The 21,416-nt window shown below is 61.2% G+C and carries 11 protein-coding genes, 2 tRNA genes and 3 rRNA genes; 11 read left to right on the top strand and 5 right to left on the bottom strand.

All coding sequences use genetic code 11. The features are described 5' to 3' along the window. Nucleotides 1–23: 23 nt before the first annotated feature. Nucleotides 24–479 carry a hypothetical protein gene (locus ACWPWO_RS06310; RefSeq protein WP_454005275.1) on the top strand — a complete coding sequence of 152 codons (456 nt, stop codon included), beginning with the start codon at nucleotides 24–26 and terminating at the stop codon, nucleotides 477–479. Between the two features lie 113 nt (nucleotides 480–592). On the opposite strand, the gene rng is transcribed toward ACWPWO_RS06310, so the two are convergent. After that, on the bottom strand, nucleotides 593–2,056 hold the full coding sequence (gene rng, locus ACWPWO_RS06315; protein ID WP_454005276.1) for a ribonuclease G: 1,464 nt from the start codon (nucleotides 2,054–2,056) through the stop codon (nucleotides 593–595). A gap of 1,018 nt (nucleotides 2,057–3,074) precedes the next feature. Here rng and ACWPWO_RS06320 point away from each other — a divergent pair. The 7 genes from ACWPWO_RS06320 to ACWPWO_RS06350 all read left to right on the top strand — a co-directional run bounded on the left by ACWPWO_RS06320 (nucleotide 3,075) and on the right by ACWPWO_RS06350 (nucleotide 11,172). Continuing rightward, nucleotides 3,075–4,610 (top strand): 16S ribosomal RNA (locus ACWPWO_RS06320). Nucleotides 4,611–4,700: 90 nt separating this feature from the next. Further along, nucleotides 4,701–4,777 (top strand) — tRNA-Ile (locus ACWPWO_RS06325). Nucleotides 4,778–4,787: 10 nt separating this feature from the next. After that, nucleotides 4,788–4,863: transfer RNA gene (locus ACWPWO_RS06330), tRNA-Ala, on the top strand. A 374-nt stretch (nucleotides 4,864–5,237) separates the two neighbouring features. Further along, nucleotides 5,238–8,119, top strand: a 23S ribosomal RNA gene (locus tag ACWPWO_RS06335). A 180-nt stretch (nucleotides 8,120–8,299) separates the two neighbouring features. Further along, a 5S ribosomal RNA gene (gene rrf / locus ACWPWO_RS06340) occupies nucleotides 8,300–8,412 on the top strand. Together the 16S, 23S and 5S rRNA genes with 2 tRNA genes alongside form the textbook arrangement of a ribosomal RNA operon. A 413-nt stretch (nucleotides 8,413–8,825) precedes the next feature. Then, entirely contained in the window at nucleotides 8,826–10,406 is a 1,581-nt protein-coding gene (locus tag ACWPWO_RS06345; protein ID WP_454005278.1) for a phytoene desaturase family protein, read from the top strand. A gap of 43 nt (nucleotides 10,407–10,449) precedes the next feature. Continuing rightward, on the top strand, nucleotides 10,450–11,172 hold the full coding sequence (locus tag ACWPWO_RS06350) for an alpha/beta hydrolase family protein (protein WP_454005280.1): 723 nt from the start codon (nucleotides 10,450–10,452) through the stop codon (nucleotides 11,170–11,172). A gap of 66 nt (nucleotides 11,173–11,238) precedes the next feature. Here the strand turns inward: ACWPWO_RS06350 and glcC are convergent, their stop codons facing one another. Then, nucleotides 11,239–12,003, bottom strand: a complete 765-nt coding sequence (gene glcC / locus ACWPWO_RS06355; RefSeq protein WP_454005282.1) for a transcriptional regulator GlcC — start codon at nucleotides 12,001–12,003, stop codon at nucleotides 11,239–11,241. A 193-nt stretch (nucleotides 12,004–12,196) separates the two neighbouring features. On the opposite strand from glcC, the gene glcD reads away from it, so the two are divergent. From glcD to glcF, 3 genes are read left to right on the top strand one after another with little or no spacing between them, the layout of a single operon-like run. Then, nucleotides 12,197–13,696 (top strand): glycolate oxidase subunit GlcD, encoded by a 1,500-nt coding sequence (gene glcD, locus ACWPWO_RS06360; RefSeq protein ID WP_454005284.1) that lies wholly within the window; start codon nucleotides 12,197–12,199, stop codon nucleotides 13,694–13,696. Then, complete coding sequence (glcE, locus tag ACWPWO_RS06365) at nucleotides 13,696–14,787, top strand: glycolate oxidase subunit GlcE (RefSeq protein ID WP_454005286.1); 1,092 nt, start codon at nucleotides 13,696–13,698, stop codon at nucleotides 14,785–14,787. Before glcD ends, glcE begins: the two co-directional genes overlap by 1 nt. Further along, entirely contained in the window at nucleotides 14,772–16,001 is a 1,230-nt protein-coding gene (gene glcF / locus ACWPWO_RS06370) for a glycolate oxidase subunit GlcF (protein WP_454005288.1), read from the top strand. Before glcE ends, glcF begins: the two co-directional genes overlap by 16 nt. On the opposite strand, the gene ACWPWO_RS06375 is transcribed toward glcF, so the two are convergent. The 3 genes from ACWPWO_RS06375 to ACWPWO_RS06385 all read right to left on the bottom strand — a co-directional run bounded on the left by ACWPWO_RS06375 (nucleotide 15,998) and on the right by ACWPWO_RS06385 (nucleotide 20,832). Next, on the bottom strand, nucleotides 15,998–17,104 hold the full coding sequence (locus ACWPWO_RS06375) for an isopenicillin N synthase family dioxygenase (protein ID WP_454005289.1): 1,107 nt from the start codon (nucleotides 17,102–17,104) through the stop codon (nucleotides 15,998–16,000). The genes glcF and ACWPWO_RS06375 overlap by 4 nt on opposite strands. 192 nt (nucleotides 17,105–17,296) lie before the next feature. Beyond that, nucleotides 17,297–17,647, bottom strand: a complete 351-nt coding sequence (locus ACWPWO_RS06380) for a VOC family protein (RefSeq protein WP_454005291.1) — start codon at nucleotides 17,645–17,647, stop codon at nucleotides 17,297–17,299. Between the two features lie 149 nt (nucleotides 17,648–17,796). Further along, nucleotides 17,797–20,832, bottom strand: coding sequence for a S8 family serine peptidase (locus ACWPWO_RS06385; protein WP_454005292.1), 3,036 nt, complete (start codon nucleotides 20,830–20,832; stop codon nucleotides 17,797–17,799). Between the last annotated feature and the right edge of the window lie 584 nt (nucleotides 20,833–21,416).

The following is a 21,416-nucleotide window of genomic DNA, read 5'->3' on the forward strand; positions in this document are numbered from 1 at the left end:
GGCGCCGCAAACCAAGGAACATCATGAAGAAAGGCATCATCATCCTGGCCGGATTGGCCGCATTGGCCGGGTGTGCGGCCCAGAACGGGCAATTGCGCGAAGACGATCTGCGCCGCTCGGTCTACCTGCAAAGCGAGCGCCGCATCAATACGGATTTCGTGGGGATCCAGCGGGCGCTCTTCAAGCATCAGGCCGAGTGCGGCAAGGCGGCCGTTTTCAAGATGGACGAGCGCCAGGCGAGCTACGGCACCTTGCGCTATCCCTTGGAAGAGGGGGCGGGATGGGAAAAAACCATTCTGGTGGACCTGACCTTGATGCAGAAGGGCTGGGTGGACGCCAAGGTCTACAGTTACCAGGCCGGCGTGCAGCAGCAGATCAAGGAGATCTTCACCTCCATCCGGGCGCCCGGCGTCTGCAATCCGGACGAGGCGCCCAAGGAAGTGCAGCCCGAGGATGACTTCAAGCCGGTGGTCCAGTAAGGCCGAACCGGGGGTTTTCTTCTCCCATGATCCATTCGCGCACCGCTGCCGTTATTTGTACCGCCCGCGCAGGGCGGAATGGTGCGCATTGAGCGCCCGCCCATCGGTGCGCATCACAGCAGAATGATGTCGTACTGTTCCTGGGAGTAATGCGCGTCCACTTCCAGGGATATCGGCTTGCCGATGAAGTCGCCCGCCACCGCCAGATGCTGGCTTTCTTCTTCCAGGAACAGGTCCACCACTTCCTGGGCGGCCAGAATGCGGAACTCCTTGGGATTGAACTGCTTGGCTTCGCGCAGCACTTCACGCAGGATTTCATAGCAGACCGTGCGCGCGGTGCGGATGGAGCCGCGCGACTGGCAGGTGGGGCAGGGTTCGCACAACTGGTGCGCCAGCGAATCGCGGGTGCGCTTGCGGGTCATTTCCACCAGGCCCAATTGGCTGAATCCATTGATGGTGACCCGGGTACGGTCCTTGCTCAAGGCTTTCTGCAGTTCTTCGAGCGCTGATTCGCGGTGGGCGGGATCATCCATGTCGATGAAGTCCAGGATGATGATGCCTCCCAGGTTGCGCAGGCGCAGTTGGCGGGCCAGCGCCACGGCCGCTTCCAGATTGGTCTTGAAAATCGTGTCGTCGAAGTTGCGGCCGCCCACGAAGCCGCCGGTATTGACGTCCACCGTGGTCAGCGCCTCGGTCTGGTCGATGATCAGGTAGCCTCCGGATTTCAGGTCCACGCGCCGCGACAGAGCCCGCTTGATTTCCTCGTCCACATTGGCGGTATCGAACAGGGGGCGGCTGCCTTTGTGGTGATGGATGCGCTCCAGCACGGACGGCGTATAGATCTGCGCCCATTCCTTCATTTCCTGCACGACGGTGCGTGAATCCACGATGATGGAATGCGTGTTGGGCGTGACCATGTCGCGCAGCACCCGCTGCGCCAGGTTCAGGTCGGTGTACAGCACGGAAGGCGCGCCTTGCTGGCGTATGCGTTCCTGGATGCGCGTCCACAAGGTGCGCAGGTAAAGCTGATCCGCTGCGATTTCCTCGTCCGTGGCGCATTCCGCCTGGGTGCGCACGATGAAGCCGCCTTTCTCGTCCTTGTCCATCAGCCGGGTGACGCGTTCGCGCAGTTCGATGCGATCGGCATCGGAGCCGATGCGCTGGGACACGCCTATATGAGGGTCGAAGGGCAGGTATACCAGCATGCGTCCGGCGATGCTGATCTGCGTGGAGACGCGCGCGCCCTTGGTGCCCAGCGGGTCCTTGATGACCTGCACCAGCAGGGACTGGCCTTCGAACAGCAGTTTTTCGATGGGCGTGGGCGCATTTCCATGGTTGCGTTCCACGCGGTTCTGGCGCAGGTCGGCCACGTGGATGAAGGCGGCGCGCTCCAGCCCGATATCGATGAAGGCGCTCTGCATGCCGGGCAGTACGCGCGCGACCTTGCCCAGATAAACGTTCCCGACGTACCCGCGCTGGATGCTGCGCTCGATGTGTATTTCCTGGACGGCGCCCTGTTCGACCAGGGCGACGCGGGTTTCAAAGGGGGTGACGTTGATCAGGATGTCTTCATGCATGGTGGTTTCGCTGTGAGTATCTTTCTGGGAGTAGTGTAGGGCCAAGTCAGGCAGGCTGCCATGCCTTTATAGAGAGAGCAGCTATATATAGAGATGGCTTGTCGAATAGACGCCTGCCGGGGGAAGTCCGGGTGCGGGAGCGCGTAATCCGGGGCATGTCTACCCTGTCTCCCTATATAGATATGGCTCATTCAGGCTGTGTCGGACCTGCTTCTTCTGCAGAAAGCGGGGTACGGGCGGGCGACGCCATGACAAGTTCGTAGCGCAGTAAAAAATATTACATTTGGTAATGTATAGGGTTAATTCGATATGCATCAATGGCTTAGGGTTAATGCTTAGTGCAAGCCGCAGTCCGGCGCAGGATAATGGACTCCAAAAAGCTTGCGTTCGCGAAAAACGCCGTGCTATAGTTTCTTTCTTGCTGCAGCGAACAGGGTTTTCCCGGAGCGATGCGGCAAGCGGATTGAACGGCTTTCACCGCCTTGGCCCAGAGGCCCGCACCGAAAGCGTTCAAGCTGAAGCAGAAAAGAAAACTTGCACGGATTTAAATTCTTGTGTTATAGTTTGAGGTTCTGCAAACGAGACGGCAATGCTAAGTGTTCGAGTTAGAAGATTTAGCATTGCGGCTTGTGAAGGGGTTGAGGCAGTACGGAGCTTTGGGTTCCGGTCAGGCAGGAACGAGTGGGGTGGTAAATAAAACTTCCCAACGAACTTCAAAAAATGCTTGACACGCTGCACGAAACGCTTCATAATCTCGTTTCTCTGCTGCTTCAACAGCAACGCTGATTCAGCGCTGCCAAGGCAGCCGGGACGACAGGCAACTGTCACTGCTCTTTAACAATTAACAGCCGATAAGTGTGGGCGCTTGGCATGAGCGGGCCGAATCCCTTGATGGGAATCGCCACAAGTTTGTATCAAGTGCTCACAGACGAAAAATGAAGATTTACCTTGTGTAAACTCTGAATTTTTCTTTGAGACACAATCGGTCTCGTCGCAAGACGGGACAACCACAGAGATTAAACTGAAGAGTTTGATCCTGGCTCAGATTGAACGCTAGCGGGATGCTTTACACATGCAAGTCGAACGGCAGCGCGAGAGAGCTTGCTCTCTTGGCGGCGAGTGGCGGACGGGTGAGTAATGTATCGGAACGTGCCCAGTAGCGGGGGATAACTACTCGAAAGAGTAGCTAATACCGCATACGCCCTACGGGGGAAAGGGGGGATCGCAAGACCTCTCACTATTGGAGCGGCCGATATCGGATTAGCTAGTTGGTGGGGTAAAGGCCTACCAAGGCGACGATCCGTAGCTGGTTTGAGAGGACGACCAGCCACACTGGGACTGAGACACGGCCCAGACTCCTACGGGAGGCAGCAGTGGGGAATTTTGGACAATGGGGGAAACCCTGATCCAGCCATCCCGCGTGTATGATGAAGGCCTTCGGGTTGTAAAGTACTTTTGGCAGAGAAGAAAAGGCGCCCTCTAATACAGGGCGCTGCTGACGGTATCTGCAGAATAAGCACCGGCTAACTACGTGCCAGCAGCCGCGGTAATACGTAGGGTGCAAGCGTTAATCGGAATTACTGGGCGTAAAGCGTGTGTAGGCGGTTCGGAAAGAAAGATGTGAAATCCCAGGGCTCAACCTTGGAACTGCATTTTTAACTGCCGAGCTAGAGTATGTCAGAGGGGGGTAGAATTCCACGTGTAGCAGTGAAATGCGTAGAGATGTGGAGGAATACCGATGGCGAAGGCAGCCCCCTGGGATAATACTGACGCTCAGACACGAAAGCGTGGGGAGCAAACAGGATTAGATACCCTGGTAGTCCACGCCCTAAACGATGTCAACTAGCTGTTGGGGCCGTTAGGCTTCAGTAGCGCAGCTAACGCGTGAAGTTGACCGCCTGGGGAGTACGGTCGCAAGATTAAAACTCAAAGGAATTGACGGGGACCCGCACAAGCGGTGGATGATGTGGATTAATTCGATGCAACGCGAAAAACCTTACCTACCCTTGACATGTCTGGAAAGCCGAAGAGATTTGGCCGTGCTCGCAAGAGAACCGGAACACAGGTGCTGCATGGCTGTCGTCAGCTCGTGTCGTGAGATGTTGGGTTAAGTCCCGCAACGAGCGCAACCCTTGTCATTAGTTGCTACGCAAGAGCACTCTAATGAGACTGCCGGTGACAAACCGGAGGAAGGTGGGGATGACGTCAAGTCCTCATGGCCCTTATGGGTAGGGCTTCACACGTCATACAATGGTCGGGACAGAGGGTCGCCAACCCGCGAGGGGGAGCTAATCTCAGAAACCCGATCGTAGTCCGGATCGCAGTCTGCAACTCGACTGCGTGAAGTCGGAATCGCTAGTAATCGCGGATCAGAATGTCGCGGTGAATACGTTCCCGGGTCTTGTACACACCGCCCGTCACACCATGGGAGTGGGTTTCACCAGAAGTAGGTAGCCTAACCGCAAGGAGGGCGCTTACCACGGTGGGATTCATGACTGGGGTGAAGTCGTAACAAGGTAGCCGTATCGGAAGGTGCGGCTGGATCACCTCCTTTCAGAGCGAAGGTCCCGCAAAGCGAAAGCGTCCACACTTATTGGCTGTTAGTTAGGTCATGACCATAGGGTATCGCCCACTGGTGACAGATGGGTCAGTAGCTCAGTCGGTTAGAGCACCGTCTTGATAAGGCGGGGGTCGTTGGTTCGATTCCAACTTGACCCACCACGATTACCTCGGGGGATTAGCTCAGCTGGGAGAGCACCTGCTTTGCAAGCAGGGGGTCGTCGGTTCGATCCCGTCATCCTCCACCACCGCCCCTGCCGGGCGGTACGGCGACAGTACTAGACGTCATGACATGAGCGGGGCGCGCCCGGGGTTCACCTGGTCGACGCGAGATTCAACGAAGAGCGTTCTTTTGCAAGAGCGCTGCTCGTTGGGTTATGCGACCCACGATCTGCTCTTTAACAATCTGGAAGAAGCACAACGAAGGTGTGTTGTCTGATACGCATCGACTCTCAAGAGGCGGTGTAGACAATGCACGGGTTGTGATTGCAACACGAACAATTTATGTTCAACAAGTTCTCAAAAATATAGACGTTGTCCCCTCTTTGGAAGGGATGACAGCTAAGGATTGATGAACGGCAACAACGTATACTCATAGGTTCTATAGCCGTAAGCGTTATAGGATCAAGCGAATAAGTGCATATGATGGATGCCTTGGCGATCACAGGCGATGAAGGACGCGGTAGCCTGCGAAAAGCTACGGGGAGCTGGCAAACAAGCTTTGATCCGTAGATGTCCGAATGGGGAAACCCACCGCAGCAATGCGGTATCCCACACTGAATCCATAGGTGTGTGGAGGCGAACCGAGTGAACTGAACCATCTCAGTAACTCGAGGAAAAGAAATCAACCGAGATTCCGGAAGTAGTGGCGAGCGAAACCGGAGCAGCCTGGACGTTTTAGCGTCTTGGATAGTCGAATGGAATGGAAAGTCCAGCCGTAGCAGGTGATAGCCCTGTAGACGAAATCCAGGACGTGGAACTAAGCGTCGAACAAGTAGGGCGGGACACGTGAAATCCTGTCTGAATATGGGGGGACCATCCTCCAAGGCTAAATACTCGTGATCGACCGATAGTGAACCAGTACCGTGAGGGAAAGGCGAAAAGAACCCCGGAAGGGGAGTGAAATAGATCCTGAAATCATATGCATACAAACAGTAGGAGCCCTTTCGGGGGTGACTGCGTACCTTTTGTATAATGGGTCAGCGACTTACATTCAGTGGCAAGCTTAACCGAATAGGGGAGGCGTAGCGAAAGCGAGTCCGAATAGGGCGATTCAGTCGCTGGGTGTAGACCCGAAACCAGGCGATCTATCCATGGCCAGGTTGAAGGCACGGTAACACGTGCTGGAGGACCGAACCCACTAATGTTGAAAAATTAGGGGATGAGCTGTGGATCGGAGTGAAAGGCTAAACAAGCCTGGAGATAGCTGGTTCTCTCCGAAAACTATTTAGGTAGTGCCTCACGTATTACTGTCGGGGGTAGAGCACTGTTATGGCTAGGGGGTCACAGCGACTTACCAAACCATGGCAAACTCCGAATACCGACAAGTACAGCGTGGGAGACAGAGCACCGGGTGCTAACGTCCGGACTCAAGAGGGAAACAACCCAGACCGCCAGCTAAGGTCCCTAACTATGGCTAAGTGGGAAACGAAGTGGGAAGGCATAGACAGTCAGGAGGTTGGCTTAGAAGCAGCCATCCTTTAAAGAAAGCGTAATAGCTCACTGATCGAGTCGTCCTGCGCGGAAGATGTAACGGGGCTAAGCCATAGACCGAAGCTGCGGATGTGTACGTTAGTACACATGGTAGGAGAGCGTTCCGTAAGCCTGTGAAGGTGTCCTGTGAGGGATGCTGGAGGTATCGGAAGTGAGAATGCTGACATGAGTAGCGATAAAGGGGGTGAAAAGCTCCCTCGCCGTAAGTCCAAGGTTTCCTGCGCAACGTTCATCGGCGCAGGGTGAGTCGGCCCCTAAGGCGAGGCAGAGATGCGTAGCTGATGGGAAGCGGGTTAATATTCCCGCACCGTCGTAGAGTGCGATGGGGGGACGGATTGCAGAAGGTCATCGGGGTGTTGGATGTCCCCGTTGGCGCATCGTAGAAGGCACTTAGGCAAATCCGGGTGCGTAATTCAAGGGTGTGACTGGATAGAGCTTCGGCTCTAAACTGACTGGAAGCAGTTCCAAGAAAAGCCTCTAAGCTTCAGCTCTACGAGACCGTACCGCAAACCGACACAGGTGGACGGGATGAATATTCCAAGGCGCTTGAGAGAACTCAGGAGAAGGAACTCGGCAAATTGATACCGTAACTTCGGGAGAAGGTATGCCTCTGTAGTGTGAAGTGCCTGCGCACGGAGCATGACGAGGCCGCAGTGAATCGGTGGCTGCGACTGTTTACTAAAAACACAGCACTCTGCAAACACGAAAGTGGACGTATAGGGTGTGACGCCTGCCCGGTGCCGGAAGGTTAAGTGATGGGGTGCAAGCTCTTGATCGAAGCCCCGGTAAACGGCGGCCGTAACTATAACGGTCCTAAGGTAGCGAAATTCCTTGTCGGGTAAGTTCCGACCTGCACGAATGGCGTAACGATGGCCACACTGTCTCCTCCTGAGACTCAGCGAAGTTGACATGGTTGTGATGATGCAATCTCCCCGCGGCTAGACGGAAAGACCCCATGAACCTTTACTGTAGCTTTGCATTGGACTGTGAACCGGCCTGTGTAGGATAGGTGGGAGACGTTGAAGCGTGGTCGCCAGATCGCGTGGAGTCATCCTTGAAATACCACCCTGGTCTGTTTGCGGTTCTAACCTAGGTCCCTCATCGGGATCGGGGACCGTGCATGGTGGGCAGTTTGACTGGGGCGGTCTCCTCCCAAAGTGTAACGGAGGAGTTCGAAGGTACGCTAGGAACGGTCGGAAATCGTTCTGATAGTGCAATGGCATAAGCGTGCTTGACTGTGAGACTGACAAGTCGAACAGGTACGAAAGTAGGACATAGTGATCCGGTGGTTCTGTATGGAAGGGCCATCGCTCAACGGATAAAAGGTACTCTGGGGATAACAGGCTGATACCGCCCAAGAGTTCATATCGACGGCGGTGTTTGGCACCTCGATGTCGGCTCATCTCATCCTGGGGCTGTAGCCGGTCCCAAGGGTATGGCTGTTCGCCATTTAAAGAGGTACGTGAGCTGGGTTTAAAACGTCGTGAGACAGTTTGGTCCCTATCTGCCGTGGGCGTTGGATACTTGACGGAGCCTGCTCCTAGTACGAGAGGACCGGAGTGGACGTACCACTGGTGTATCGGTTGTCATGCCAATGGCATTGCCGAGTAGCTACGTACGGAAGAGATAACCGCTGAAGGCATCTAAGCGGGAAACTCGTCTGAAGATTAGGTATCCCGGGGGCTTGACCCCCTGTAGGGTCGTCCGAGACCAGGACGTTGATAGGCTGGGTGTGGAAGTGCAGTAATGCATGTAGCTAACCAGTACTAATTGCCCGTGTGGCTTGATCCTATAACCCTTGGGGTTGTAGCGAGTACAAGTTGTTGACCACAGAACGTAAATATTGAATGCGCAGCGCAACCCGCGCGCCAACCCTTCGAGACACGTGTTCGCGATCCGTACTGATCCGAATACGGTGCTTCTTCCATATTGGCCAGGCCGCCTCCCGAGGCGACCCGGCAACCAGTTACGCTTGACGACCATAGCAAGGTGGTCCCACGCCTTCCCATCCCGAACAGGACTGTGAAACGCCTTCGCGCCGATGATAGTGGACGGACGTCTGTGAAAGTAGGTCATCGTCAAGCTCTTATCCGTCAAAACCCCCGCAAGCACCCCTTGCGGGGGTTTTGCTTTTTACGCGCGCCCTAAAACAGCGCCCGCGCCTTCGCGGCCCGGCGCGCGTCGGGGTCGGGCCAAGAAGCGGCCCGCGGCGCTCCCCAAACGCCTCGCCCGCACGAGGCGCGGCCCGCTCGGATGCCCTGGCCGCTCTCCGCCTATCCCAGGTCCCGCCATGCCCGCCCCTCGCTCGGGCGGATTGCTGCGTTTGCCCTTGGTTTCCCTGTGCGGCATAGCCGTCACCTGCTGAACTCCAAGCAGTCTCTTAAAACGACCCATAAAAAATCGTGCGCTCGCACGAACGCATGTGTTTGCGCTTCTCATTTGCCAGCGTTCACGCGTAGAATAGTCTAAAAATAGTTTAGAACTAAAGGAGTTGTCGATGGTGGCGGATGTCGTCGCGGATGCAGTGGTGATAGGGGCGGGGTATAATGGCCTGGCGGCCGCCGTGGAGCTGTGCAGCCGGGGCTGGAAAGTAGTGGTCGCGGAGGCCAAGGATACGGCGGGCGGTGCGGTCAGCACCCAGGAGCTGACTCTGCCGGGCTTTCGCCATGATGTCTGCGCCATGAATCTGTCTTCCTTTGCCGGATCGGCTTTTCATGCGCGCCACAAAGATGCGCTGGCGCGTCACGGCCTGGCCTTTGCGCCGGCCCAGCACTGCTTCGCCAGTGTGTTCCGTGATCAGACCTACCTGGGCGTCAGCACTGACCTGGAGACGACCCTGCAGCGCATCCGCGCCGTCTCCGAGAAGGACGCGCTGGCCTGGCAGGCGATGCTGGATGATTTTCAGCGCAAGGCGCCCCATCTGTTCGGCGTGCTAGGCAGCCCCATGCCCTCCTGGGGGCTGGCCAAGAGTGCGTGGCGCAGTTGGCGGGAGCTGGGCAAGGAGGGCGTTGCAGAGCTGCTGCAATTGCTTCTGGCCACGCCGCGAGACTTTCTGGACCGGCATTTCGAGAGCGAATCCCTGAAGGCCATGATGGCTGCCTGGGGCTTGCACGTGGACTTCACGCCGGACACGGCGGGCGGGGCCTTGTTCCCCTACCTGGAGTCCATGGCCAACCAGGCCTTCGGCATGGTCATCGGCAAGGGCGGGGCAGACGTCATCATCCATGCCATGACGGGCCTGCTGCGCGAGTTGGGCGGTGAACTGCTGCTGAACGCAGCGGCGCAACGAATAGAACAGGAGAACGGTCGGGCCAGCGCCGTGGTCCTGGCGGACGGACGGACGCTGCGCGCGCGCAAGGCCGTCATCGCCAACCTGAACCCCCAACTGGTGTTCGGCCGCCTGGTCGACGCCCAGTCCGTGCCGGCCAAGTATCAGCAGAAAGTGGACGAGTTCCGCCCCGGCCTGGGCACCATGATGATCCATCTGGCCCTGGAGAGCTTGCCGGACTGGAAGGCGGGGCCGGAACTGCAGGGCTTTTCCTACGTGCACCTGGCGCCGGACCTGGCCATGATGAGCCGGGTCTATGCCGAGGCGGCCGCGGGCCTGCTCCCGGCCGAGCCGGTGCTGGTGGTGGGGCAGCCCACGGCCGTGGATCCGGGGCGCGCGCCGCAAGGGCGGCATGTGCTGTGGGTCCAGGTGCGGGTCTTGCCGGCACAGGTGCGCGGCGACGCCCTGGGATGCATCCCGGCGGCGGACTGGGCCCAGATCAAGCAGGACTATGCGCAGCGCGTGCTGGACGTTCTGGAGGGCTACGCGCCGGGATTGCGCGCCAAGATATTGGCCAGCCATGTGATGTCGCCGCAGGACCTGGAGCAGTTCAACCCCTGCCTGATCGGCGGCGACAATCTGTCGGGCAGTCACCACCTGGACCAGAATTTCTTCTTCCGGCCAGTGACCGGCTATTCGCGCTACAACACGCCGATCAGGGGTTTGTATCTGTGCGGCGCCTCCACCTGGCCCGGCGCCGGCACAGGAGCGGGTTCTGGCTTCATGCTGGCGACCCTGCTCGCGGGCTGACCATTCACAAGGCCGGGTATTGGCCACACAAGGAGACAAGAGCATGAGCGAGATGACATTGCTGTCCTATGGCGCCAGCCATGAACAGCAAGTGGAATGGTTCGAGCCTGCGTCTGCAGGTCGCGTTCAGGGATTGGCCATGCTGGTGCACGGCGGATTCTGGCGCGGGCGGTTCAACGCAGGCATGATGCACCCCCTGGTCCAGGATCTGCTGGCCGACGGCTGGGCGGTCGCCAACATCGAGTATCGCCGCGGCGGCTGCGGCGGGCAATGGCCTGTCATCCTGGAGGACGTGCAACTGGCCATGCGCCAGTGCCGCTCTCGCTGGGAAGGCCGGGATGGCCCGTGCATCGGCATCGGGCACTCGGTGGGCGGCGAACTCGTGTTGCTGGCGGAAAAAGAACAGGATGCCGTGGTGGCCCTGTCGCCGGTGACCGATGTGCCGCGCACACAGCGCGAGGGGCTGGGAGAGGACGCCGCCGTGGAGTTTTTTGGAGCCACGGCCGAGCAGGTCCCGGATGTGTATCGGCAGGCTTCGCCATTGGCGCTCTTGCCCTTGCATCGTCCTGTCTTGCTGGTGCATGGCGATCAGGACGAACGCGTGCCCGTGGAGCACTCCAGGGACTATGTGCGCCAGGCAGGCGGCGTGAATCTGGATTACCGGGAGTGGCCGGGCCTGAATCACATGGACATGATTGACCCGGCCGCCGGGCACTGGGTGGACGTCAAGCGCTGGATGCAGGAGCAGGCCGCGCACAGGTCCTGATACGGCAGTCCTGTCCGGCTTGCAGCGCCATCCGTGCCGGCCCCGGCATGGGGCATGGGCCGCGATCTACAGGCCGTTCAGGCGCTGGCGCGCGTGCTCCAGTCGTTCCTGTCGGGCCTCCAGCTCCCGCAGCTGCTTGCGTATGCCGTCGATATGCTCGCGCGCGGCCCGGCGCGCCTGGTCGGGCTGGCCCTGGGTGACGGCGGCGCACAGACGCGCATGCTGACGGTCCAATTGGCGTTTGGATGACTGATTGGGATACAGGTGCCGCACGGAGACGCGCACCGTGGACAGCATCAGTTCGTTGAACAGGCTGATCATGTGGACCAGCACGGGGTTGTGGGACGCTTCGCAGATGGCCAGGTGAAAGGCGTGGTCTGCGCGGGCGATGTCCTCGGGCGCGCAGTCCTGGGCGTGCAGGTCTTCCAGTTCCTGGAAGCGGCGCCGTATCAGGATGTGGTCGGCCTCGGTGCCTCGGGAGGCGGCCAGCCTGGCCGCCTCGCTTTCCAGCAGCTCGCGCACTTCCAGCAAATCGTACAAGGTGCGTTCCTGCTGCAGCAGCAGATGCTCCAGCGGATTGCTGGCGGCTGACTGGACCAGATTGGCCACGAAGGAGCCCTTGCCGTGGCGCGTCTCGATCAGGCCCCGGGCCCGGAGCAATTGCAGCCCTTCGCGCAAGGCCGAGCGCGATACCGCCAGGCGCTGCGTCAGCAGGCGTTCGGAGGGCAGGGCCTGGCCGGGCTTGATCACGCTGTCCATGATCAGGGTTTCGATGCGCCGCGCAACCAGTTCAGCAGTGGGCGCGGGCCGGCCGGCAGAGGTGGAATCCATAGTGGTCAGACCAGTTTGAGGCCATGGGCGGAAGTGCCTTGTTTGCCTTTCAGTTGCTTGATTTTAAGGTCAAAAATTTCAGCGGGAAAATAACTTAGGGTAAAAACTGGTCTGACCTCTTGTCCGAGCACTGGACAAGCACGGTGTCATGACAGACCATGCGGCTCAGGAGACTTTAGCTACAGGAGGCGCCATGAGCTTGCGCTACGACGAACGACTGGACGGCGCGCTGCCCCGCATCGACAGGACGCGGCTGCTGAGCCGTCTGCGCGACGACATTCCGGACCTGGACGTGCTGCATACCGACGAGCAGTTGCGGCCCTACGAGTGCGACGGCCTGAGCGCCTACCGCACCCGCCCTTTGCTGGTGGTGCTGCCGCGTGACGCCAGGCAGGTGCAGGCGGTGATGCGCCTGGCTCACGAAATGGGCGTGCCGGTGGTGGCGCGCGGCGCGGGCACCGGCCTGTCCGGCGGAGCGCTGCCCCTGGAGCAGGGCATCTTGCTGGTAATGGCGCGCCTGAACCGCATTCTGCACCTGGATCCGGAAGCCGGCATCGCCCGCGTGCAGCCCGGCGTGCGCAATATCGCCATTTCCCAGGCCGCCCAGCCCTACGGCCTGTACTATGCGCCCGATCCCTCGTCCCAGATCGCCTGTTCCATCGGCGGCAATGTGGCCGAGAATGCGGGCGGCGTACATTGCCTGAAGTACGGCCTGACCGTGCACAACATCCTGCGCCTGGAAGTCATCACCGTGACGGGCGAACGCCTGGTGCTGGGCTCGGAGGCGCTGGACAGCCCCGGCTTCGACTTGATGGCCCTGTTCACCGGCTCGGAAGGCATGCTGGGCGTCGTCACCGAGATCACGGTGCGGCTGCTGGCGCGCCCTCCCTGTACGGTGGTGCTGCTGGCCAGTTTCGACGAGGTCGAGAAAGCGGCCGACGCCGTGGCGCGCATCATCGCGCAGGGCATCGTGCCCGCCGGCCTGGAGATGATGGACCAGATGTCCATCCGGGCGGCCGAGGATTTCATCAAGGCGGGCTATCCGGTGGACGCCCAGGCCATTCTGCTGTGCGAGATCGACGGCGCGCTGGCCGACGTGCAGGACGATGTGCAGCGCGTCGAGCAGGTGCTGTTCGATTCTGGCGCGCAGGAAGTGCGCGTGGCCCGCGATGAGCTGGAGCGCCAGCGTTTCTGGGCCGGGCGCAAGAACGCCTTCCCGGCGGTGGGCCGCATCTCGCCCGATTACTACTGCATGGACGGCACCATTCCACGGCGCCAGCTGGCCCACGTCCTGAAGCGCACGGCCGAGCTGTCCGAGGAGTACGGCCTGCGCGTGGCCAATGTGTTTCACGCCGGCGACGGCAATATGCACCCCCTTATCCTGTTCGACGCCAATGCGCCGGGCGAGCTGGAGCGCGCCGAGGCGCTCGGCGGCAAGATCCTGGAACTGTGCGTGGCGGTGGGCGGCACCATCACCGGCGAGCACGGCGTGGGCCGCGAGAAGATCAACCAGATGTGCGTGCAGTTCAACGAAGACGAGCTGCGTTTCTTCCATGCCGTCAAGGCGGCTTTCGATCCGCAGACCCTGCTCAACCCCGGCAAGAACATTCCCACGTTGAACCGCTGCGCCGAATTCGGCGCCATGCACATTCATCATGGGCATCTGCCTTTTCCTGAATTGGAGCGTTTTTGATGAGTGCGATGGAACAGACGAGCCGGGACCGGAGCGCGGAGTTGCTGGAACAGGTGCGCAGCGCCCTGGCGAGCAAGACGCCCTTGCGCATCCGCGGCGGCGACAGCAAAGGCTTCCTGGGGCGCGCCGTGCAAGGGCAGGATTTGAACCTGGCCGGACACGAAGGCGTGGTCGATTACGATCCGGCCGAGCTGGTGGTGACGGTGCGCGCCGGCACCTCGTTGGCCAGGCTCGATGCCGTCCTGCGGGAGCAGGGCCAATGGCTGCCTTTCGAGCCGCCCGAATTTGACGGACGGGCCACGGTCGGGGGCGCCATGGCTTGCGGCCTGTCCGGTCCGCGCCGGCCCTGGTCCGGTTCCTTGCGCGACTATGTGCTGGGCTGCCGGCTGATCAGCGGCCTGGGTACGCATCTGCGTTTTGGCGGCCAGGTCATGAAGAACGTGGCCGGCTACGATGTGTCCCGCCTGATGGTGGGCGCGCAAGGCTGCCTGGGCGTGATCACGGAAGTTTCCTTCAAAGTGCTGCCCCGCCCGCGCAGCACGCACAGCCTGGTCCTGGACGCGGCGCATGAGGATCTGGCCGGCCTGTTGCGACAGTGGCGCGACCAGAGCCGCCCCATCAGCGCCATGTCCTGGCAGGACGGGCGCCTGCATGTGCGCCTGGAGGGCGGGGAAAGCTCGGTGCGCCTGGCGCGCGAGGAACTGGGCGGCGAACCATTGGATGCGTCCTACTGGGACGAGCTGCGTGAGCAGCGCCTGTCCTTTTTCCAGGGGGCGGGCAGCCTCTGGCGCATCGCCTTGCCGGTGGATGCGCCCGCCCAGCGCTGGCCGGGCGCCATGCTGGTGGATTGGGGGGGCGCGCAGCTCTGGCTGAAGTCCGACGCCACGCCTGAACGTATCCATGAACAGGCACGTGAATTGAAAGGACATGCCCGTTGCTGGAGCGGGCCGGACGCCGGACAGGACGAATTGCCGGAATCCTTGCTGGCCTGGCATCGTCGCTTGAAGGATCAGCTCGATCCTTCCCATATCTTCAATCCCGGCCGGCTATTCGCCGCGTCCGGATCGGAGGCTACATGCAAACACATTTGACCGACTGGGCTCGGCAACTGCCCCGTGCGGAAGAAGCGCAAGCCATTCTGCGCTCCTGCGTGCACTGCGGTTTCTGCAACGCCACCTGTCCCACCTACCTGGACCAGGGCAATGAGCTGGACGGTCCGCGCGGGCGCATCTATCTGATCAAGATGTTCCTGGAGGGGGAGGCCACTTCCGAGCTGACCCAGCGTCATCTGGACCGTTGCCTGAGCTGCCGCAATTGCGAGACGACCTGTCCTTCGGGCGTGAAGTACCACGCCTTGCTGGATATCGGGCGCTCCGCGCTGGAGCCGCGCGTGCAGCGGCCCCTGAAGGCGCGCGCCGTGCGCGTGGCGCTGGCCCGGATCCTGCCGGAACCGGGGCGCGTGCAGGCGCTGCTGGGCGCGGCCCGGGCCGCGCGCCCCTTCCTGCCCGATTCCCTGAAGGAGAAAATCCCGCAAAAGGATGCCGGCAGCACGGCCCGGCCGGCCCCGCGCCATGAGCGGCGCGTACTGATGCTGGAAGGCTGCGTGCAGCCGGCCATGGCGCCGTCCATCAATGCCGCCACGGCCCGCGTACTGGACAGGCTGGGCATCAGCGTCACGCCGATTGCGCAGGCGGGCTGCTGCGGAGCCTCGTCCTTTCACCTGGGCGCGCAGGAGCAGGGCCTGGAACAGGCGAGGCGCAATATCGATGCCTGGTGGCCGCAGATCGAGCAGGGGGCGCTGGCCATCGTGCAGACGGCCAGCGGCTGCGGCGCTTTCGTCAAGGAATACGCAGACCTGTTCAAGGACGACCCGGTCTATGCCGAAAAGGCGAGGCGCGTCAGCGAGCTGGCCCGCGATCTGGTCGAGGTGCTGGAGGAGCTGCCCCTGGAGACGTGCCTGGACGCGCGGGAGCGTCCCCGCCTGGCTTTCCATTGCCCGTGCACCTTGCAGCACGCCCAGAAGCTGGGCGGGCGGGTGGAGGCGGTGCTGACGCGCCTGGGCTTCGAGCTGGGGGCCGTGCCGGATGGTCATCTGTGCTGCGGTTCGGCGGGAACCTATTCCCTGACCGAACCCGACATCGCCCGGCGCCTGCGCGACCGCAAGCTCGACGCGCTGGAGAGCAGCCAGCCCGATGTGATCGCCACCGCCAACATGGCCTGCGGCAATCATTTGAACAGTGCGGGACGCACCCGGGTCAGGCACTGGATCGAACTGGTGGACGAGCACCTGGCGGCGCCTGCCTAAGCCTGCGTCTCGGGCTCCGGCGCTTGATGCCTTGCGTGCAGTTCAGGATAGAAGCGTTGCGCCACATCATGATGGGAACGGATGCGGCTCTTCAAGGCGTTGGTGCCTATATGTCTGAACAAGGGGTTCTGCGGATCGCTTTCGGGGCCGCGGGCCTGATTGGCCAAGCAGGGCGGCAGGTTCAGCAAGGGGACGTGCTGCGCATGCAGGCTGGGCGAGAAGAAATAGGCGATGGAATAGCGGCTCAGGCCGGTCGCGGGAGAGAGCACGCGATGCACATTGGCGCGCAGGTAGCCATTGGTGGCCAGTTCCAGCATCTCGCCGATGTTCACTACAAAGGCGTTCTTGCGGGGCGGCACGTCCAGCCAACCCTGGGCCGTCCGGACTTGAAGTCCGCCGACCTGGTCTTGCAGCAACAAGGTCAGCAGGCCGCCGTCCTTGTGCGGTCCTACGCCCTGTCCGGGCCGGATGTCGCCCTGCTCAGGGTAGTGGATGACTTTCAAGCGGTGGTTGCGCGGCGCGGCTATCAATGCATCCAGTGCACTTGCCGGCTGTTCCAGCGCAAGGAGAAACGCACGCAGCAAGCGCGTCGCCACGCCGCGCAAGGTTTCCATCCAGGCCAGGATCTCGGTCTTCAGTTCCGGCAGGGCTGAGGGCCACTGATTCGGACCCTGCAATCCCCACCAGGCCTGAGAATCTTCAGCTTGCGCGATGGCAGGCAGTTCTTCGCCGAAGTCGATCTGTTCGCGCAGATCGGGCCGCAGGCGGGTGATCTCGCCCCCGACGCCGGTGTAGCCGCGGAAATGTCGCGAATTGCCAATGGCAATCTCCTGTTTTTCTCCGGTGGAGAGCGCAAAGAAACGGCGGACCGATGTTTCGATCTGCTCTATCCGGGCGCTCTCGACTCCGTGCCCTTCCAGATAAAAGAAGCCTGTGTCGCGTGCGATGCGAGCCAGGCAGGCATGGGCCGGGGTGTGATGCGAGGAATCGCCGAGCTCGGCCAGATCGATGACCGGCAGGGATTCCGGCCTGTGATCCCGGGTTTGTGCGGCCTGCTGCGGGGCTGAGGGCGTTTCGAGGGCGGCGGACGTTGAAGCGGGCATGGAGGCTCCTGAAGAAATGCAAGGCAGGGCGCACGAAGGAAGCATGCCGCCATGGGCCAATGCCGAAGCCGGGCTCAGGGCGCATGTTCGAGCGCTCGCCTTCCATGTTCGGGCAAACCGTCCAGGCGGGCTACGACGCTTTTTCTTTATGCATATATGACTTCATTCATGACCCCGTCCGCCGCTGGGGTCTTATTCGTGCTGGAGGATATTGACGAGCTTGCCCAGCGGGTCCCGCAGGAAGAAACGTCGCACTCCCCACGGTTCGCGGCTTGGCCCGTATTCGATGGGAATGCCGGCGCGCCGCACGCGCTCCAGCGCCTCTTGAAGATCGTCCACTTCTATGGACAAGTCGGGGACGGGCGTATCGGAGCCGCCCTGATCTGCAACGCTTACCTGCACCGTCATCTTCTCCGGGCAAGCATAGGTGCGAAGCCAGCCATGATCCATGACCACGTCCAGCCCCAGTACATCACGATAAAAAGCGTCTGCCCTGGAGGGGTCCGGCGCAACGATATTGGCGACTATCCGTTTGACGTTCATATCAATCAGCCACGTGCAAATGACGACGGGACCAGCATAACCCGAGTCCATCCGCAGTCAGCAGTTGCCGTCAGGCGAGGCTCAGGGGCGGCCTTGCGGCAAGCAGGATATCCAGGGCAAGGTTTCCTGCTTGCCGGCAAAGACGAGCGTCAGAACTGCCAGCTTGCCCTTGCCTGGATGCCATGGTCCCGTGTGGCGCCGGCAAACTGGCCGGTGTACAGCAGGCTCAAGCGGCTATTGCGGCTGGTGGTCAATTCGATGCCTGCCTCGGCCAGCAGAGCGTCGCGGGCCATGGGGGCGCCGCTGATGCTGAATCCGGGACCGGAAGCGAATCGCAACTCGCTGTCGGGCGCATTCTTGCCGATCAGGTGGCGCCAGCCCAGGCCCGCCGTGGCGGCCACTAGCCGCTCCGCTGTCCGGGAAAAATCATAACGCCCTCGCAATCCCAAGGTGGAGAAGGCCGTGGAATGGCGCTGCGAATCACCCTGCAGCGCACCCGCCGCACCGTCTTCCGCCAGGCTTCCCCTGCGGGTCCAGACCTGGGCCAGATTCGCGTAGGGCTCCAGTGCCGCTGCTTCCCACTGGCGGGTGTAGGCGACTTCCGTGAAAACCTGGGTCGAACTGGCCTGATAGTCGGCCTGCTGCCTGCCCATTCCCTGATAGTCGATCTGGCGCTGGGTGGTGATGTCGTACCACGAGTAGGAAGCGCCGCCGCGCAGGGACCAGGGGCCCTGCGCGGTGCTGGCGTAGGCCATGAGATGGTAGCCGTCCGCCTTGGCCGATCCCATGGCGGCGGTTCCGTAGGAGGAGCGTGTCAATGCGCCCGCCAGTCCGGCGCGGCCTGCCGCGCCGATGCGGGCGTCGGCGCCGAACATCATGCCGCCTATGGAGCGGGTCATGCGCGAGGCCTCGTCGCTGGCGCCCAGCGCGCCCCAGCTTCCCAGCACGCGCGCCCAGGCTCCATAGGGAGCGGATGACGAGGACGCGGCGTTCGTGAAGCCTACATCGGCATGGGCCAGCCTGCCCAGGGTCGCCTGTCGCAAAAGACCGCTCGTGTCGATCAGCGCCGACAGGGTCGAGGCGTGGATTTCCCCGGAGAGCTGGCCGTACAGGCGGCCGGCCGCCTGCGCGTCGGGCAGCAGCAGGGCCTGGCCGTACTCGAGGCCGCTGCGGCCCTGTTGTTCGATGGCCTGGGCCACCGCAGCCTGATTGCCGTTTGCCGCCAGTGCGGCGAATGGCAGGCTGCTGCGCCGGACCGCCAGCTGCAGGCTGGTCGTTGCGAACGAAGTATCGGCCTGCTGCACCGTCATGTCTATGTACGGCAGCCCCAGCCTGGCGGCATTGTCGAAGCCGCCGCCATCGCCCAGGCGGGCGGCGGTCAGGAAGGAAATGTCGCGATCCAGCGCACCGGCCGTCAGGCCCAGCACCTTCAGTTCGCCGCCCTGAATGTCCGCGGTGCCGTGGACGTTCAACACATCGGAGCGTCCATTGGGATCCATTTCGATCTCGAGCGTGGAGCCGGCCATCTGCGTATAATCGCCTTCCACGGTCAAGGTACCGATGGAGTTGCCGGGCTGCACCGTACCCGCGGCAGTCACATTGCCGAGGGTGCCGGTGCCGCCCAGGGCGCCATCGCGCTCGACAGTGAGGTCCGAATGGCGCAGTGTTCCGTTCACGGTGAGCTTGCCGGCCTCCACCTTGGTGGCGCCCTGATAGGTGTTGGCGCCGCTCAGCACGAGCTGGCCCGAGCCGGACTTGATCAGGCCGCCTTTGCCGCTGATGTCGTTGCTCCAGACGGAATCGAACCCTTTGGTGTCGGCATGGAATATTTCTGGGAACCCTTCGGCGCCCAATTGCACCGGGCCGCCCACGGCGCGTCCCAGGTCCAGCATGCCCCAGCCGTAGATGTCGCGGTCTCCCCAGTTCTTGTCGCGGTTGTTGGCCGAGGTGAGCAGTACCTCGATGATCTGCCGCGCCGTCATGTAAGGAAAAGCCTGGCGCAGTACGGCGGCCGCTCCGCTGACGACAGGGGCCGCAATGGACGTGCCCGCCATGTAACCGTACCCGCCGTCCGGCATGGTGGAGAAGATCAATGAGTCCTTGGGGGCGTAGCCGATTGTCGGAGCGTCGCCGCCGGGAGCCGCGATGCACCACAATTGCGCATAACCGCAGCGATTGCTGTAGCTGCTTATCTCCCCGTTCCGGTCGACGGCCACCACGGCGATCAATGACCCTTGCAGATTGGAGTAGTCCAGCTCGAGCAGATCAGGATCATTGACGTCGTTCACAACCCAGGTATCCGGATTGTTGAGGTCGAGCTTGGGGTCGTCTTCATTGACAAGGAAGCGGTACCAGCCTTTCCGGGTGTTCTCGGGCGTCAGCGCCGGCAGCAGGGCGTTGCCGCTGGGAGAGGAGCTGGAAATCGGCTGTGCGCCGTATTCATTGCCGGCTGCAAACACCATGACGATGTCGGCATTCGCTGCGCTCAGGACAGCCTGATAGTCGGCTTCGATGTTCGACACCACGGGCAGGAAATTGATGACCCGGTAATGTGGGTTGGGCGTTTTTGCCCCAGTTTCGGGATCCTCGATCATCGCTGGCGGATAGGAGGAGGGGCCGTAACTGCCATTGAGCACTCCGGCGCCTTGAGCGATGGCGCGTTTAAATGCTTCAGCTTCGGCATTGGCTTGGGGGTCGGCCGGCCCCAGGATGCGCAAGGGCAGGACCTGCGCATCATAGGCGACGCCATGCATGCCATGGCCGTCGCGGGCGGCGGCGGCGATGCCGGCCACGTGCGTGCCGTGGCTGAATTTCTTGTCGCCGGGCAGACGGCCGACGTAGGAAGGGCCACCCTTGGTCAGGAAGTTGGCCATATGGGGCGAGACCCGGCCGGCGAATTCGGGGTGATGGATATCCAGTCCGTCGTCCACCACGGCGATCAGCACGCCCTGTCCGGTGTAGCCCTTGGCGTAGGCGTACTGGGCGCGTATGTCCAGCAGTGTGTGAGCGGCCATGAACTCGGGCGTGATGAAAGAGTCCGGACTATTGTTTTGGGCCATCAGCGGACCCGCGCACAGGCAGGCCAGGACGCCGGCCAGTGCGTTCAGCTTGAACTTCCCATTGGTCTTTGTCTGTTCTTTATGCCAGGCGCGACGCGTGCTCCGGCCGTTTACTTTTGTTTCCACGGACTCCCCTCATGATCTGGTCTTGTAGCCTGCCGCGCAGGCTGGGAAAGAGTACCGTTTTACGGTCGGCATCGGTGTTTAATAAGAGCATTTTCCGCGCTTGTTTCTTTTTTTGTAACGCTGAAATCCTTGGCGTTGGCCGGGCTGGGGGGCTGTAGGCTGATCTGTTTTTGTACGAAGAGGGTGAGGCCGAGCCGGCAAGGCGTTCGACGTGTCGCTAAAGGAACGCGAGGCATACGACGGTTACTCAAATTTCGAGTCGGCAACTTGCCGTACACAGCAAAGCAGGGCGCCGATTTTGAAGCTGGACGATGGCGATTGATTGAATCGCGTATCGAGGAAGGGCCGGGGCGGCGGCAGTCTCTTGCCATGCAGGACCGTATCTGCGCTGGCTGCCATCGATTCTTTACGCATGTGCCAAGCAGTATGCGTACTAGATGCCTCCTTTTAGCAGGAGGCTGACTTTTTTAAGGAAGTTGGTCATGGCTATTCAATCCCTTAATTCCTCTATTCCGTCCGCTGACCACCGATCGCAGGCGCCGTGGGTGCTGAAGCGCAATGAGATGGGGGTTAGTCCTCTGGGG

Source organism: Alcaligenes sp. Marseille-Q7550 (assembly GCF_965112015.1).

Bases quoted from the DNA above. Each gene is read 5' to 3' on its own strand.
- glcE (WP_454005286.1), top strand. From the start codon at position 13,696: ATGAGTGCGATGGAACAGACGAGCCGGGACCGGAGCGCGGAGTTGCTG.
- ACWPWO_RS06350 (WP_454005280.1), top strand. From the start codon at position 10,450: ATGAGCGAGATGACATTGCTGTCCTATGGCGCCAGCCATGAACAGCAA.
- ACWPWO_RS06380 (WP_454005291.1), bottom strand. From the start codon at position 17,647: ATGAACGTCAAACGGATAGTCGCCAATATCGTTGCGCCGGACCCCTCC.
- ACWPWO_RS06310 (WP_454005275.1), top strand. From the start codon at position 24: ATGAAGAAAGGCATCATCATCCTGGCCGGATTGGCCGCATTGGCCGGG.
- ACWPWO_RS06375 (WP_454005289.1), bottom strand. From the start codon at position 17,104: ATGCCCGCTTCAACGTCCGCCGCCCTCGAAACGCCCTCAGCCCCGCAG.
- glcD (WP_454005284.1), top strand. From the start codon at position 12,197: ATGAGCTTGCGCTACGACGAACGACTGGACGGCGCGCTGCCCCGCATC.
- ACWPWO_RS06345 (WP_454005278.1), top strand. From the start codon at position 8,826: ATGGTGGCGGATGTCGTCGCGGATGCAGTGGTGATAGGGGCGGGGTAT.
- rng (WP_454005276.1), bottom strand. From the start codon at position 2,056: ATGCATGAAGACATCCTGATCAACGTCACCCCCTTTGAAACCCGCGTC.
- glcC (WP_454005282.1), bottom strand. From the start codon at position 12,003: ATGGATTCCACCTCTGCCGGCCGGCCCGCGCCCACTGCTGAACTGGTT.
- glcF (WP_454005288.1), top strand. From the start codon at position 14,772: ATGCAAACACATTTGACCGACTGGGCTCGGCAACTGCCCCGTGCGGAA.